This is a genomic window from Luteimonas terricola, from assembly GCF_004352845.1.
Lineage (GTDB): Bacteria > Pseudomonadota > Gammaproteobacteria > Xanthomonadales > Xanthomonadaceae > Luteimonas > Luteimonas terricola.
Map to the genome: position 1 here is coordinate 78852 of NZ_SJRX01000003.1, position 15330 is coordinate 94181.

The 15330-nt window shown below is 66.3% G+C and carries 15 protein-coding genes and 1 pseudogene; 15 read left to right on the top strand and 1 reads right to left on the bottom strand.

Features of this window, described 5'->3' with window-relative positions; genetic code table 11:
• The first annotated feature begins 113 nt into the window (after window positions 1-113).
• The 4 genes from E2169_RS07865 to E2169_RS07880 all read left to right on the top strand — a co-directional run bounded on the left by E2169_RS07865 (window position 114) and on the right by E2169_RS07880 (window position 3120).
• Complete coding sequence (locus E2169_RS07865; RefSeq protein ID WP_207918375.1) at window positions 114-662, top strand: DUF924 family protein; 549 nt, start codon at window positions 114-116, stop codon at window positions 660-662.
• A 93-nt stretch (window positions 663-755) separates the two neighbouring features.
• The gene (locus E2169_RS07870; RefSeq protein ID WP_132986086.1) at window positions 756-1319 is read left to right on the top strand and encodes a hypothetical protein; all 564 of its coding nucleotides are present in this window, start codon (window positions 756-758) and stop codon (window positions 1317-1319) included.
• A 120-nt stretch (window positions 1320-1439) separates the two neighbouring features.
• The gene (locus tag E2169_RS07875; protein WP_132986087.1) at window positions 1440-2603 is read left to right on the top strand and encodes a porin; all 1164 of its coding nucleotides are present in this window, start codon (window positions 1440-1442) and stop codon (window positions 2601-2603) included.
• Window positions 2604-2637: 34 nt separating this feature from the next.
• Complete coding sequence (locus tag E2169_RS07880) at window positions 2638-3120, top strand: ferric reductase-like transmembrane domain-containing protein (protein WP_132986088.1); 483 nt, start codon at window positions 2638-2640, stop codon at window positions 3118-3120.
• A 4-nt stretch (window positions 3121-3124) separates the two neighbouring features.
• On the opposite strand, the gene E2169_RS07885 is transcribed toward E2169_RS07880, so the two are convergent.
• Window positions 3125-4266, bottom strand: a protein-coding gene (locus tag E2169_RS07885; protein ID WP_132986089.1) for an IS3 family transposase whose coding sequence is annotated in 2 segments (ribosomal slippage) — window positions 3125-4023 and window positions 4023-4266 — 1143 coding nt in all. Because the reading frame shifts where the segments join, the coding sequence is not laid out codon by codon here.
• A 180-nt stretch (window positions 4267-4446) separates the two neighbouring features.
• Here E2169_RS07885 and E2169_RS07890 point away from each other — a divergent pair.
• The 11 genes and pseudogenes from E2169_RS07890 to E2169_RS07940 form a co-directional block, all read left to right on the top strand.
• Window positions 4447-4803: pseudogene (locus tag E2169_RS07890) on the top strand (integrase core domain-containing protein); the annotation flags it as partial.
• A 403-nt stretch (window positions 4804-5206) separates the two neighbouring features.
• Window positions 5207-6127 carry a cation diffusion facilitator family transporter gene (locus tag E2169_RS07895; RefSeq protein ID WP_129135893.1) on the top strand — a complete coding sequence of 307 codons (921 nt, stop codon included), beginning with the start codon at window positions 5207-5209 and terminating at the stop codon, window positions 6125-6127.
• A gap of 130 nt (window positions 6128-6257) precedes the next feature.
• Window positions 6258-6683, top strand: a complete 426-nt coding sequence (locus tag E2169_RS07900; RefSeq protein WP_132986090.1) for a CopL family metal-binding regulatory protein — start codon at window positions 6258-6260, stop codon at window positions 6681-6683.
• A 103-nt stretch (window positions 6684-6786) separates the two neighbouring features.
• Complete coding sequence (locus E2169_RS07905; protein WP_132986091.1) at window positions 6787-8625, top strand: copper resistance system multicopper oxidase; 1839 nt, start codon at window positions 6787-6789, stop codon at window positions 8623-8625.
• Complete coding sequence (locus E2169_RS07910) at window positions 8622-9794, top strand: copper resistance protein B (protein ID WP_229659129.1); 1173 nt, start codon at window positions 8622-8624, stop codon at window positions 9792-9794. Before E2169_RS07905 ends, E2169_RS07910 begins: the two co-directional genes overlap by 4 nt.
• Before the next feature lie 101 nt (window positions 9795-9895).
• A complete protein-coding gene (locus E2169_RS07915; RefSeq protein WP_132986092.1) occupies window positions 9896-10405 on the top strand; it encodes a nuclear transport factor 2 family protein in 510 nt (169 codons plus the stop codon).
• 13 nt (window positions 10406-10418) lie between these two features.
• Window positions 10419-10943, top strand: a complete 525-nt coding sequence (locus E2169_RS07920; protein WP_370465108.1) for a DUF411 domain-containing protein — start codon at window positions 10419-10421, stop codon at window positions 10941-10943.
• 58 nt (window positions 10944-11001) lie between these two features.
• Window positions 11002-11385, top strand: a complete 384-nt coding sequence (gene copC, locus E2169_RS07925; protein WP_132986094.1) for a copper homeostasis periplasmic binding protein CopC — start codon at window positions 11002-11004, stop codon at window positions 11383-11385.
• Between the two features lie 10 nt (window positions 11386-11395).
• Complete coding sequence (copD, locus tag E2169_RS07930) at window positions 11396-12325, top strand: copper homeostasis membrane protein CopD (RefSeq protein ID WP_132986095.1); 930 nt, start codon at window positions 11396-11398, stop codon at window positions 12323-12325.
• A gap of 61 nt (window positions 12326-12386) precedes the next feature.
• Window positions 12387-14813 (top strand): heavy metal translocating P-type ATPase, encoded by a 2427-nt coding sequence (locus E2169_RS07935; RefSeq protein WP_132986096.1) that lies wholly within the window; start codon window positions 12387-12389, stop codon window positions 14811-14813.
• A 44-nt stretch (window positions 14814-14857) separates the two neighbouring features.
• On the top strand, window positions 14858-15280 hold the full coding sequence (locus E2169_RS07940) for a hypothetical protein (protein ID WP_132986097.1): 423 nt from the start codon (window positions 14858-14860) through the stop codon (window positions 15278-15280).
• Window positions 15281-15330: the final 50 nt, after the last annotated feature.

The following is a 15330-nucleotide window of genomic DNA, read 5'->3' on the forward strand; positions in this document are numbered from 1 at the left end:
CCAGTACATGCGCTAACCTTGGCCACATGATGCGGTCAATCGTCCCAACCGCCCAGCAGTAGCATTCGATTGCTCCCGCCCTCCAAGCGCGGCGCAGCGCGGAGATGAGCACCTTGACGGCGCAACCCTGCATCACCGAGCTGGCCGATTTTTGGCGGAACGTCGTCGCCGAGGGACTGTGGATGGTGAAGGATCCCGATTTCGACCGCCTCTTCCGCGAGCGCTTCCTGACCGCGCACATGGAGGCTGCCGCGCGCCGCTGCGATGACTGGATCCGGACCCCGCACGGCGCGCTGGCGCTGCTGGTACTGCTTGACCAGTTCCCGCGCAACGCTTTCCGCGGCACCGCGCATATGTTTGCCACCGACGGCCTGGCGCTGATGTTCGGTCGCGAGGCGGAAAAGCTGGGGCACATGCAGCGCGTTGAGGACGGGTTCCGGGTGTTCTTCGTGTATCCCTTCACCCATTCCGAGGATCCCGTCGACCAGACGCTGTCGCTGACGCTGGCAGCCCGGCTCGGTGGCAGGCGCGCCGACGGGATGCGGGGGCACCATGACATCATCCGCCGCTTCGGCCGCTTTCCACACCGCAATTGGCTCCTTGGGCGTGAATCCACGGCCGAAGAGCGGGCCTTTCTGGCCGATGGCGGCTTCGCCGGCTGAACTTCCAGCGCCGCAGCGGGCTTTGCATACCCGCCGCCCCCGCGCCAGACTGGGCTCTGAAGATCTTTCGATTTTCCTTACACGGAGCCTTGTATGAATGTGAAGCAGATTCCCCTCGTCGCGGCACTCGCACTCGCGCTGGGCACGCTGGCCCCCGGCTGCACACAAGACACTTCGTCGGCTGCGTCCGCTGCCTCGGACGCGACGGCAACGGCGCAGGCCGACCAGGCGGCCACCAGTGCCTCTGACGCGGCGGGTGCGCACGACGACGACCACCATGGCCACGACACGGCGCACGCGGCCGGCGTGGATTTCCCGGTGCCCGACCACCACGTCCAGTGGGAGCCGGACGCGCCGCTGATCGAGGGCATGTCGCGGGTGCGCGCCGCCATCGGCAGCCTGGAGCAGGCCTCCGACGAAGCCACGATCCTGGCAGGAGCCGCCGAGGTCGATGCCGCCGTCGAATACATGTTCGAGAACTGCAGCCTGCCGGTCGAACCCGACGTCGCCCTGCACGCCGTGCTTGCCCGCTTTATGGCCGGTACCCAGGCGCTGCAGGCCGATCCGTCCGACGCCGCCCCCGTGCATGACATGCACGGTGCCGTTGCCAATTACGAGGCGCTGTTCGACGATCCCAACGAAGGGGCGGGCTCCTGACCACCCCTTGCGGTTGATCTGGGTCAAAGACGCACATGTTTACGGCGCGCAAAGTCTCCACGACGATCAGGCGCAGTCGATAACCCGCCACCTGCGCCTCCCGACCCGGAGGCCAAACCCATGCGTACCCGGCGAGCCCTGCCTGCCCGACGGCCCTACCCCTTCGCGTGGCTCGCCGTCACGCTGCTCGCACTGGTGACGGCCGACGCGACTGCGGCAGATGCCTGGAAGACCAGCGGCGATATGCGCTTCGGCTACGTCGCCTCGGAGACCCGCAGCCGCAGCGGCACCGAATCGGATGCCGACAGCCTGCGCGCCCGCCTCCGCTTCCGCCTGCAGGGCGAGCTGGGCGGCGGCTGGCACTTCAGCGGCCGGGTCGCCGCCCGGCTCGACGGCGACCAGGACAGCGAGGAGTTCTGGATGCGCACCTGGGCGCCGGGTCCGGCGGGCCTGGAGAACGGCCAGGGCACGATCGACGAGGCCTGGCTGGAATACCGCCCGGCCGAGGCGCCATGGAGCGTTCGCGTCGGCCGCTTCCAGGCCGCATGGGGCCTGGACGACGTGATGAAGAAGTCGCTGGACCAGAACGACAGCACCAACTTCGACGTCACCTGGACCGATGGCGCCTGGCTGCAGTGGCGCCCCGGCGACGACTGGACCACCCACCTGGTCCTGCGCCACAACGACCGCCGCGGCCCGACCGGCACCCTGCGCCGGCCGCTGGAGTTCAGCGACAGCGGCTCGCGCCTGGGCATGCTGGCCGTCCTCGAATCCAAGACGCCGATCGGACCGCTGATCCAGCGTGTGGTCACGGTCAACTGGCTCCCGTCCGCGCTGCATCCCTACGGCGTCGCCGATGCCCGGACGGAGGACTACTTCGCCGTGACCGCCAAGGCCACCGCCCAGTGGCGACTTGGCGACGGCGAAACCAGGCTGCGGCTCGGCGGCGAACTCGGCTATGCCCCCAACACTCCGCGTCGGGAAGCCATGAACTCCGGCAGCGGCAGTTCGGATTCGCTGTCCTGGCAGGCGTCGCTCAACTTCATGGACATCCTGCCGGGGCACAACTTCGGCATCGTCTACGGCCGCGTCGCCGACGGCTGGCTGCTGTCGAGTGACTTCCGCCCGAACGACGAACTGATCGAGGCGCGCTGGGTGTGGCAGGCGACACAGGCCTGGCAGCTGGACGCGCGCCTGCGGCGGCGCAAGGAAATCGACCTCCCCGCCGCCGCCGGTCCACGCCGGGATGACGATCTGTACGTGCGCGCCACCTGGAGGTTTTGAGTGATCCCTTCACGGCTATTCGCAACGGTGCCTCATGCGTAAGCTGAGGCATGTGTTTGCCGGAGCCGTGGTGCTCCTGGTGGTCCTGTGGCTCATCGCGGAGCCCACGATCTTTCGGTCAACCACCTTCTTCGGGCTGCGCACCACCATGCTGCAGCTGACCGGCGTGGTTGCGATGGGCTGCATGGGTTTTGCCATGGTGCTGGCGCTTCGGCCCATGTGGCCGCAGGCCTGGCTGGGCGGCCTCGACAAGATGTATCGCCTGCACAAATGGCTCGGTATCGCCGCGCTAGTCACCTCCCTCCTCCACTGGTTGTGGGCGAAGGGGCCGAAATGGGCCGTAGGCTGGGGATGGTTGGAGCGGCCGGCGCGCGGCGAACGGGCCGGACCCGGAAACTCGGTCGCCGACTGGTTGTCCGACCAGCGCGGACTGGCCGAAAGCATTGGCGAATGGACCTTCTACGCCGTCGTCGTGCTGATCCTGCTGGCGCTGATTGAATCGCCCCGGGTTTCGTAGACACCTACAAGCCTGAATGTCCCGCCTGCCGTTCGAACTCTACCGGAGACCGTCCTCCATTGGATCCGTGCCGGCGCTTGGGGTTGTAGAACATCTCGATGTAGTCGAACACGTCGCTGCGCGCCGTGGCCCGATCCGGGTAGGTCCGCCGCTTGATCCGCTCCCGTTTGAGCAACTGGAAGAAGCTCTCCGCCACGGCATTGTCGTGGCAGTTTCCGCGACGGCTCATGCTGCAGACGATGCCGTGGGCCCTCAGGAACGCCTGCCATTCTCCACCCGTGAACTGGCTCCCCTGGTCGGAGTGCAGCATCAGCCCCGGAGCCGGCTTGCGCCGCCATACCGCCGCCAGTAAGGCCTGCAGCACCAGATCGGCCTGCATCCGGCCCTGCATCGCCCAGCCGACCACCTGACGCGAGTACAGGTCCAGCACCACGGCCAGGTACAGCCAGCCCTCGTGGGTCCGGATGTAGGTGATGTCGGTGACCCAGTGCGTGTTCGGTGCCGGAGCGTCGAACTGGCGATCCAGGTGGTTCGGAGCCACCGTCGACGGCTTCCCGCCTCCATGCTGTGGGCGCCGACCATAGCCCACCTGCGCCTGCAGACCTTCGGCCCTCATCAACCGGGCCACCCGGTGCTTGCCGCACGATTCGCCCAGGTCGCGCAGATCGTCGGTGACTTTCCTGTAGCCGTACACCGTGCCGCTCTCCAGCCATGCCTGCTTGATCAGGCCCAGAAGACGCTGATCTTCCGTGGCCCGTGCGCTTTGTGGCTGGCGGCGCCACGCGTAGAAGCCGCTGCGCTGCACCCCCAGAACCCGGCACATGCTGGTCACGCGGAACTCCTCCTGGTGCGCTTGCATGAACGCGTCCTTCGCCCTTACCCCTTGGCAAAGTACGCCGCGGCCTTTTTTAGGATGTCGCGCTCCTCGGTCACCCGCCGCAGCTCGGCCTGCAGCCGTCGAACCTCGGCGGCCTGGTCGGCTTCGGCCCGACGTACCTCAGGCTGCTTGCGGCGCTCGCGGACCCACGTGTACAGGGACTCCGCCCCCACCCCAAGCCGCATCGCCACCTCGCGTGTCGGCAAACCATGCTCGATGACCTGCTTGGCCGCCTCCGCCTTGAACTCTTCCGTATATCGCTTGCGCATACACACCTCCTCAGTTGCCGTAATGTACGGCTTGGAGATGTCTAGTGAACCCGGGGCGATTCATTTTGGCTACTCAGTAGATCCGGTACAAGTAACTACTCGCTAGGCCTAACAGCCTGATTTATCAGTGATTGTCATGTTGCAGCGCTACTGACTCCGGCTCCAGCTCGCCGATGTCACGCGTCTAAGCGCGGCCTGCCTGAGGTGATCCGCACCGACAACGGCAAGGAGTTCTGCGGCAAGGCCATGCTCGAGTGGGCTCACAACCGTGGCGTCGCCCTGCGCCTGATCGAGCCGGGCAAGCCGAACCAGAACGCCTACGTCGAGAGCTTCAACGGCCGCCTGCGCGACGAATGCCTCAACGAGCACTGGTTCACCAGCCTGCTGCACGCCCGCACGGTCATCGAAACCTGGCGCCGCGAATACAACGAAGAACGGCCAAAGAACGCGCTCGACGGGCTGACCCCAGAAGCCTATGCCAAAACCCTGGCCAGCTCGGATACCCTAACCACGGACTCTAAAGCCGACCGCTACTGAAGGCGGGGGGACGTCGAACGCGGGCGCCCTGATCGTCGGCTCGAAATTTTCCACGCCTCAAGCATGACTGAAGGATCCGTCATGCAAATGGGCGTCGCCCCTACCCCCGATAACCGGCCCTAATCCGCGCGCTCAGGCGAACACCCGCTTCGGGCAAGCAAACAGCCAACCTCGCTCAACGCAGGACGGCTGGCTAGGGGCTTGCTGTGCCCTTCTCATCGTGTGAATCTGATGCCTGCCAGCCTATGCGCGCTCCGCTTAGGATCGACCGGCGCGCAAGCGGTGCCGACCCGCGCCGGAACGACGACGCCTGCTGCGGGCGGTCGAGGTTCTGAGCGGACCTGCCGACTGCGCGACATGCGCCGGCTGGCCCGGCCCGCGGTCGCAGCGGACAATAGTCCCCATGAAACCCCATGACAGACCGGCCGAAGCCACGCCGGACCTGAGGAAGTACGCGTGGCTGGCGATCGTGACGGCGGTGCTGACGGTGCTGCTCAAGGGCAGTGCCTGGGCGATCACCGGCTCGGTGGGCCTGCTGTCGGACGCCGCCGAATCGATGGTCAACCTCGTGGCCGCCATCGTGGCTCTGGTCTCGCTGACCATCGCCGCCCAGCCGGCCGACGACGACCACCACTTCGGCCACAGCAAGGCGGAGTATTTCTCCGCCGCGCTGGAAGGGATCATGATCTTCGTCGCCGCGGCCTCGATCATCTACTTGGGCATCGATCGCCTGCTCAATCCGCGGCCACTGGGAGCGCTCGGCATCGGCCTCGCCATTTCGATCGTGGCCGCCGTCCTCAACGGTGTCGTCGGGCGGATCCTGATCCAGGTCGGCACCGAGCACCGCTCCATCACCCTGCGCGCCGACGGCAAGCATCTGATGGCCGACGTGTACACCTCGGTCGGGGTCGTGGTGGGCCTGGGGCTGGCGTGGCTGACGGGCTGGGACTGGCTGGATCCGGTGATCGCGATCCTGGTGGGCGTCAACATCCTGGTTGTCGGCTACCGGCTGATGTCCGAATCCGCCTCCGGCCTGATGGACGCGACCCTGTCCCCCGAGGACAACGCCCGGATCCAGGCCATCCTGGACGCGCACGCCGAACCGGGCCGGATCGAGTTCCACGCCGTGCGGACCCGCGAATCGGGGGCCCGCCAGTTCATGGAGATGCACATGCTGGTGCCCGGCGACTGGACCGTCTTGCGCGGGCATGACGCCATGGAAGACCTGGTGGAGAAGATCGTGGCGGAGTTCCCGGCCATGCGCGTGACCGGGCACCTGGAGCCGGTCTCTGATCCCCGCAGCTACGAAGACATGGCCCTGTAGCCGAAAAACTGCTGCAGGCGCGTTGGGCTAGGCAGGCGACGAAGGGCTGGGGGCTCGATATTCGAGCTGCGTCCCGTGCGGTTGTCGCTGCGTTCATCCGGCGTTTATATCCGCACGTATACTAGGGCGCATGCCTTTCCGCGCGCTCATGATGCGGTTGTTCCTGATCGTTGCCTTGCTGGCGAACGGTCCGGGCATCGCTGGCGCGTCCATGCACATGGAGCACGTGCGCGACTCCCTGGGCGACGCGACCTACGCGACCACGGCGTCGACAGCAGCCGAGGCCATGGCTGCCTGCCACGGGGCCTCAGCGGCTGCTCCGGGGGCCGATGATCACCATTACCCCAAGGCCGCTGACCATGCCGGTGCAGCATCGCCGTTGGACGACTGCTGTCAGTCAGGCGATTGCGATGCGTGCATGCACCATTGCTCCGCGGCACTTGCCGGGTCGGCACTCGCCGACTTCACCGTCCGGTACCGGCAGACCGCCGAACCCTTCCTGTCGGTTCACGCGTCCGCGGCTCTGAGAAATCTCTTCCGACCTCCGATCGGCTAAGTGTCCCTGCGCGCCTCCCGAGGCGCTGATGGATCCTGTCCGCTGCTCCGCACTGACAGGATAACGCTCGTCCCGCGAGCCTTCGACCTTTCCCGGAGTTCCCATGTCATCCGATTCTTTCGGCCGTGCCGAGGGGCTGTCTGCCCCGTCGCGCCGCCGCTTCGTCCAGGGCCTTGCTGTTGGCGGGGCCGTCGCAACCTTGGGTCTGTGGCCCCGTTCCAGCTGGGCCGTCAAGGCCGAGGGCCTGCCCAACGTGCTCTCGGGCACCGACTTCGATCTGACCATCGGCGAGACGCCGATGAACTTCACCGGCGCCACGCGCCCCGCGATCACGGTCAACGGATCCGTTCCGGCGCCGCTGCTGCGCTGGCGCGAGGGCACGACCGTCAACCTGCGGGTCCGCAATGCCCTGCCCCCCGGTTCCATCCATGGCAACCAGACATCGATCCACTGGCACGGCATCCTGCTGCCGGCCAACATGGATGGTGTACCCGGGCTGAGCTTCGACGGCATCAACCGCGGCGAGGCCTACCAGTACCGCTTCAACGTGGTGCAGGGCGGCACCTACTGGTACCACAGCCACTCCGGCTTCCAGGAGCAGGCCGGCCTGTATGGGCCGCTGGTGATCGAGCCGCTCGAGCCCGAACCTTTCGCCTATGACCGCGATTACGTGGTCATGCTGTCGGACTGGACCGACCTGGACCCACGCCACCTGTTCGCCAGGCTCAAGAAGCGGTCGGATTTCGACAATTACGCCAAGCAGACGGTCGGCGACTTCTTCGACGACGTGAAGCAGCACGGCTGGGCCCCCACGGTCGAAGACCGCAAGATGTGGGCGGGTGCGATGCGGATGACGCCGACCGACCTGTCGGACGTCAATGGCAACACCTACACCTTCCTCATGAACGGCACGACCTCGCTCGGCAACTGGACCGGCCTCTTCCGGTCTGGTGAGAAGGTCCGCCTTCGCTTCATCAACGGCTCCGCGATGACGCACTTCGACGTGCGCATCCCGGGTCTGAAGATGACGGTGGTCGCGGCCGACGGCCAGTACGTGCATCCGGTCACGGTTGACGAATTCCGCATTGCCACCGCCGAGACCTTCGACGTCATCGTCGAACCCACCGGGCAGGATGCGTTCACCATCTTCGCGCAGGACCTGGGGCGCACCGGCTACATCAGCGGCACCCTCGCTGTCCGAGACGGTTTGCGTGCGCCTGTGCCCGACGTCGGTCCCAAGCCGCTCCTTACCATGGACGACATGGGCCACGGCGGCATGGGCGGCGGCGGTCACGACATGTCCTCGATGTCTAGCTCAATGGCTGGGATGGACCACAGCGGCCACGACATGTCGTCGATGGCCGGAAGCGCAATGGCCGGCGGAAGCATGGCAGGCATGGATCACGGCGCCGGCGGAATGCAGCAGCACCCGGCCACCGAGACCGGCAACCCGCTCGTCGACATGCAGACAATGACACCCGCGCCCAAGCTGGACGATCCGGGCATTGGCCTGCGCGACAACGGCCGACGCGTGCTGACCTACGCCGATCTGCGCAGCACGTTCCGCGACCCGGACGGCCGCGAACCCGGCCGCACGGTCGAGCTGCACCTCACCGGCCACATGGAGCGCTTCGCCTGGTCGTTCGACGGACTGAAGTTCGCCGACGCAGAGCCCCTGCGGCTGAACTATGGCGAGCGCATGCGGATCGTGCTGGTCAACGACACGATGATGTCGCACCCGATCCACCTCCACGGCCTGTGGAGCGACCTCGAGGACGAGTCCGGCAACTTCATGGTGCGCAAGCACACCATCGACATGCCGCCAGGCACCAAGCGCAGCTACCGGGTGCGCGCCGATGCGCTCGGCCGCTGGGCCTACCACTGCCACCTGCTCTACCACATGGAAGCCGGCATGTTCCGCGAAGTGCGGGTGGAGGAATGAACGCCATGACCCTATCCCGCCGCAACCCGCTCACCCTCGGCTTGGCCACCGCGCTGCTCCTCACTGCCGGTGTCGCGCCGGCGTGGGGCCAGGAGACAGATCACGCCTCGCACCATCCGGCAGCGAAGCCGACTGCCGCACAGTCGCAGGCCAAGCCGGTTGACCCACGCCCCAGCGACCATGCGCACCACGCAACCCCGTCAAAGCCACCGGCGGAACCGATGGAACATGGAACGCAGGATCACGGATCCATGGACCACGGAAACATGGACCACGGCGCCATGAAACAGGGGGCGGCGGACCCTGCCGGCAGCGATCACTCCACGATGGACCATTCCTCGATGGATCACTCTGGAATGGATGGATCGAACATGGACCACTCGGGCATGGACCACGCTTCCATGGGCCACCAGGCAGGTGCCAGCCAGGATCTCCCGGCCACGGCCGAACCACACGAGCCTATTCCTGTCGTCACGCCGGCCGATCGTGCCGCAGCGTTCCAGGACCTCGACGAGCACCTGATGCACGGCGAATCGATCCACTCCTATTGGGCGCTTGATCGGCTTGAGGTGTGGGACGCGGATGAAGACGGCACCGGTGTGGCTTGGGAAGCGATGGGCTGGGTCGGCTCCGACTTGAACCGGCTCTGGCTGCGCAGCGAGGGCGAGCGCGTTGGTGGATCCACCGAGTCCGCCGACGTGGAGGTCCTATACGGCCGCGCCATCGCCCGGTGGTGGGATGCGGTCGCCGGTGTCCGCCATGACTTTGGCTTTGATGGCGGCTCGTCCCGCACCTACGCGGCGCTCGGCGTGATCGGTCTGGCACCGTACATGTTCGAAGTCTCAGCCACGGCGTACCTGGGCGAGTCCGGCCAGGTGGGGATCGGGGCGGAAGCCGAGTACGAAATGTTGTTCACCAATCGACTGATCGGCCAGTGGCTGGTCGAAGGTGAGGCCTGGAGCAAGGACGATCCCGAGGTCGGAATTGGCAGTGGGCTGAGCACGGTCGAGGCCGGGTTCCGCCTGCGCTACGAGTTCCATCGTCAATTCGCTCCCTATGTCGGGGTGGTCTGGGAGCGCGCCTACGGCGGAACGGCGGACCACCGTCGTGCGCAGTCCGGGGACATCGACGACACCCGGATCGTGGCCGGCGTTCGAATCTGGTTCTGACAGGCAACAGGACATTGAAACCCGACACACCCGAAGCACGCCCGGCTGATCGGCGTTTCCGCAGGCCAAGCACACAACCACTGACCCCCTGGAGTCCATGCATGAAAGCAATAGCAACCTCCTTCACCCTCGCCTTTGCACTGGCCGTCGCATCGCCCGCGATGGCACAGGCGTCGCAGTCGCATGCTCATCACCCGGCCGCCGCGGCATCCGTGGACGTGGACGTCCCAGCCGCCGCAGCGGCCGCTGTCGCCGTGGCGGAGCGGTTCAACACCGCCCTGTCCAGCGGCGACCTGGCCACGGTCGAAGCCCTGCTCGCTGCCGACGTCCTCATCCAGGAATCCGGAGGCGCCGAGCACAGTCGTGAGGAATACATGGGCCATCACGCCGCCAGCGATGCGGCGTTCCTCAAGGGCGCCCATCGCCAGCTGCTCCGTCAGCGTGCACGAACCGCTGGCGAGTTCGCATGGGTCGGAACCGAAAGCGAGTTGCATGCCCAGAAGGACGGAAAGCCACTGACCGTCCTGAGCGCCGAGACGATGGTGCTGAAGCAGGCTGCGGACGGCTGGCGGATCGTCCACATCCACTGGTCCTCGCGGACCAAGCGCTGAACGGAGAACCAAGATGAAAGCTTGCAAATTGAGCCGCCTGACGTGGGTGACTCTCGTCGTGGCCGGTCTGGGTGCTTGCACACAGGCCGCTTCACCCGCGCAATCCACCATCGCGCCCGCCGCACAGGCCACCTCGGGAACGGCCGACTCGACTCCAGCAGCCCTGCCACGCATGACCGTCTACAAGAGCCCGACCTGCGGGTGCTGCAGTGCCTGGATCGACCACGTGCAGAAAGCGGGCTTCACCGTGGATGTGCACGACATGGGTGACCTCGGTCCGGTCAAGGAGCGCCTGGGTGTTCCGTATGCAAAGGGCTCCTGCCACACGGCCGAGGTTGGCGGCTACGTCATCGAAGGCCATGTCCCGGTCGCGGACATCAAGCGCCTCCTCGAAGAAAAGCCGGACGCACGCGGCCTGGTCCTCCCGGGAATGCCGCTTGGTTCGCCGGGCATGGAGGTTCCGGATGGGCGCCAGCAGCCGTACACGGTCGAGCTGGTCCATCACGACGGGACCATCGAACCGTTCGCACAGCACTGACTGTCAGGGCAACGCCCATGAACAACGTTGCATCACATTCGCAATGAGGAATATCCGTATGAAATCGTCAAACGTCATTCGCTCCTTCGCGCTAGTCCTCGCAATTGCGGCGGGGCAGTTTTCGCTGCAGGTGGCGCACGCCCACGCGGCGCTGCAACAGTCCACGCCGGCGGCAGATGCGGTCGTGGCATCTCCAGAGGCAATCGATCTCGTCTTCAACGAAACATTGCTGCCGCGGGCGTCCCGCCTGAAGCTGCTCATGATGCACGGCAGTTCCACCATGCCGATCGAGAACTTTACGACCGAGATCGTCAATGGCGGCAAGACCCTGCGTGCCAAGTTGTCTCGGCCGCTGGCTCCGGGCGTCTATACCGTGGAATACCGTGCCGTGGGAGGCGACAACCATCCCATGACGGGCAGCTTCACATTCACGGTGCGCTGAGGAGTCGCGAATGTTCGACTTGTCGGCTTATACACTGAGATTCCTGGAATACCTTGTTCTCATGGTTCTTTTCGGGGTTCCACTGTTCGGATGGTTCGGTTCGCGTCGATCGGCACACGCCGACGCCCTGGCCGGGTGGCCACTCATGGGCGTCCTATTGGTGAGTGCTATCGTCGGTATCGTGCTCACCGGCGCCGATGTCGTCTTCAAGACCGCGGGCATCATGGGAATGCCGGTTGCCGACGTTGATCGCGCATCGCTTGGCTGGTATCTGCTCGAGACGTCCGCGGGCCGGGCAGCGATGGCGAGAGGCGCGCTGCTGCTCGCCCTGATGTTTGTGCTCGGATGGCATCGTCGCCGCGGGAAGGTGGAGCCCGCCTTCCCGCTGGCGGCGACGCTGGCGGGCGGCGCACTCGCTTCGCTGGCATGGAACGGCCACGCCGCCGCTGGCGAGGGCTTGGCAGGCGCGGTCCGGCTTGCTGCAGGCATCGTCCATCTTCTCGCGGCAGGCGGCTGGATCGCAGCGGTCCTGATGTTCCTGGGGATGCTCCTGCGCGGCAAGGAGGCCTCCGGCAGCGGGCGTCTGCGATCAACACATGACTTTCTGCATGGGTTTTCGACGCTGGGAACGATTTTCGTTGGTGCGCTCATCGTGTCCGGCATCGCGCACTACGGGGATCTCACCGCGTGGTCGTTTTCGGCCCTGTTCCAGAGCACCTACGGGAAGTTGCTGCTGTTCAAACTGGCCCTGTTCGCTGGAATGCTGGGTTTGGGAGCGCTGCACCGATGGACGCTGGTGCCGCGCTTGGAACGAGCGCTGACCAGCGGAGATCCCGCGCAGGAGGTGCGGGCTTTGCGGCAGAGTGTTACGGCTGAGGCCGCGCTGGCCATCTTGATCCTGATTGTTGTTTCAGTGCTCGGGACGCTCAACCCCGAATAGCTGTTTAACCCGCAATGGCACACTGCCTTGGCAGTCCATCCTCACTAAAGCGAGCATCGGCATGAACTCACCGTCGTCCCATGACCATCACCATTCCGCAGGCGAAGCCCCTGTCGAGACTGCGGATGGACGGGTAACCGACCCGGTCTGTGGCATGCAGGTAGATCCCGCCACCACGCCGCATCATGCGGACCACGCCGGCGCCCATTTTCACTTCTGCTCGGAGCGATGCCGCGCGAAGTTCGTGGCTGAGCCCGAGCGCTACCTGACGTCCCGGGATGAGCCCGAGGTGACCCAGCCCGGCGCCATCTACACCTGCCCGATGCACCCTGAAGTCCGGCAACAGGGTCCGGGCAACTGTCCTTTCTGCGGCATGGCGCTGGAACCGGAAATGCCGAGCCTGGAGGACGATGACAATCCGGAACTTCGCGACTTCTCACGCCGGTTCTGGTGGACGCTTCCGCTGACGGTGGTGACGCTCGTGCTGGCCATGTTCGGCCAGTACCTCCCGCGTGTCGTGCTGGGCGGCGTACAGATGTTGCCGCTGTCGATCGACGTGCAGACCTGGGTCGAGCTGGTTCTGACCACGCCCGTCGTGCTGTGGGCTGGCTGGCCGTTCTTCGAACGCTGCGTGCAGTCGATCCGCAACCGCAGCCCGAACATGTTCACCCTCATCGGCATTGGCGTCGCGGCCGCCTTTGGCTACAGCCTGGTCGCCACGCTGGCACCCGGGTTGTTCCCGCCGTCGTTTACCGAACATGGGCGCGTCGGCGTGTATTACGAGGCGGCGGCAGTGATCGTGTCGCTGACGCTGCTCGGCCAGATGCTGGAACTGCGGGCTCGCTCGAAAACCTCCGCGGCGATCAAGGGGCTGCTTGGACTGGCACCGAAGGAAGCCCGGCGGGTCAATCCCGACGGCACCGAGGAGGACATCCCGCTGACCCATGTCCATGTCGGCGACCACCTGCGCGTGCGCCCCGGCGAGAAGGTGCCGGTCGATGGCGAGGTGGTGGAAGGCCATTCCAGCGTCGACGAGTCGATGCTCACGGGCGAACCGATCCCGGTCGAGAAGACCGCTGGCGACCAGGTCATCGGCGCGACCCAGAACGGCACCGGCGCGCTGGTGATCCGCGCCGCCAAGGTGGGTTCCGATACCGTGCTTTCGCAGATCGTGCAGCTGGTCGCGCAGGCGCAGCGTTCCCGCGCGCCGATGCAGCGCATGGCCGATACCGTCGCCTACTGGTTCGTGCTCGCGGTGCTGGCGATCGCGGTGGCCACCTTCTTCATCTGGGGCATCTTCGGCCCGGAGCCGGCCTGGACCTACGCCGTGCTCAACGCGGTCTCGGTGCTGATCATCGCCTGCCCATGCGCGCTGGGCCTGGCGACGCCGATGTCGATCATGGTCGCCACGGGCAAGGCGGCACAGGTCGGCGTGCTGTTCCGGGATGCCGAGGCCATCGAGCACATGCGCCGCATCGATACGCTGATCGTCGACAAGACCGGCACCCTCACCGAAGGGCGCCCCGCCTTCAAGGAAGTCGTGGCCTTCGAGGGCTTCGACGCCGACCGGGTCCTGCACTTGGCCGCCAGCCTGGACCAGGGCAGCGAGCATCCGCTGGCCGACGCCATCGTCGCCGAGGCCCGGCGCCGGAACTTCGAGTTCGACCGCGTGGAGGGCTTCGACTCGGTGACCGGCATGGGCGTGCGTGGGACGGTAGCCGGCCACGCGCTTGCGCTGGGCAATACCGCACTCATGGACGACCTGGGCGCCAATCCCGGTGCGCATGTCGACGTGGCCGAACGTCTGCGCCGCGAAGGCGCGAGCGCCATGTTCCTTGCCGTGGACGGCCGCCTGGCGGGCCTGATCGCGGTCGCCGACCCCATCAAGGCCTCGGCCGCGGCCGCCATTGATGAGCTGCATGCCGCGGGGCTGCGCATCATCATGGCCACCGGCGATGGGCTCACCACCGCACGCGCCGTGGCCGCCGAGCTGGGCCTGGACGAAGTGCATGGCGAGGTCCGCCCCGAGGACAAGGCCGAGCTGGTGCAGCGCCTCAAGCGCGAAGGCCGGCGGGTGGCGATGGCGGGCGACGGCATCAACGACGCGCCGGCGCTGGCCGCAGCCGACGTCGGGATCGCCATGGGCACGGGCACCGACGTCGCGATGTCCAGCGCGCAGATCACCCTGGTCAAGGGCGACCTGCGCGGCATCCTGCGCGCTCGGAAGATCTCCCAGGCCACGGTGGCCAACATGAAGCAGAACCTCACCTTCGCGTTCCTGTACAACGCGCTGGGGGTTCCGGTCGCGGCCGGGGTGCTCTACCCCGCATTCGGGATCCTGCTGAGCCCGATGGTCGCGGCGCTCGCCATGAGCCTGAGCTCGGTATCGGTGGTGGCCAATGCACTTCGCCTGGCCAAGTCCGCGTCGGTCCCGGCAGGACCGACGACGACGGCATCAGACCAGGCGCCTGGCTTGGCCCGGACTTGATATGGGTCAGTTGCTTCAGTCCCGGTAAGAAGTAAGCTCAAGTCATGACCCGCCTTCGCCATCGGAAATGGTTCCAGCGCACCGTCCTCCTCGCGATGGCGGCGCTGCTCTGGTCCCAGTTCGCGCTGGCCGGCCATGGCGAGTGCCTGGATCTCCCAGGCACGCCGGCGGCGTTTGTCGCTGCCGCCACCGACACCCATCACGACCATGGCCACGGCTGCGATGCCGAGGTTCACTCGGCGAGCAAGGCGTTGTGCGGCGCACACTGCACCGAGGGTGACCTCTCGGCGGATAGCGGGCGCATTCCTTCGATTCCGCCGCTGCTTGTCGGAGCATGGCTCTCCTGGTTTGCGGTCGCCGAGATTGCGAATGGTGCGCCGGGCGCCACGTCCACATGGGTGGACTCGCCACCCAGGCCCTCGTGGCACCGGCCGACCGCCCATCCCGCGGCCCTCCTGCTGATTTGATGCCCGAACGCTGACTGCGCCGCACGTCTGTGCGGCGCAGTACTGTGCGT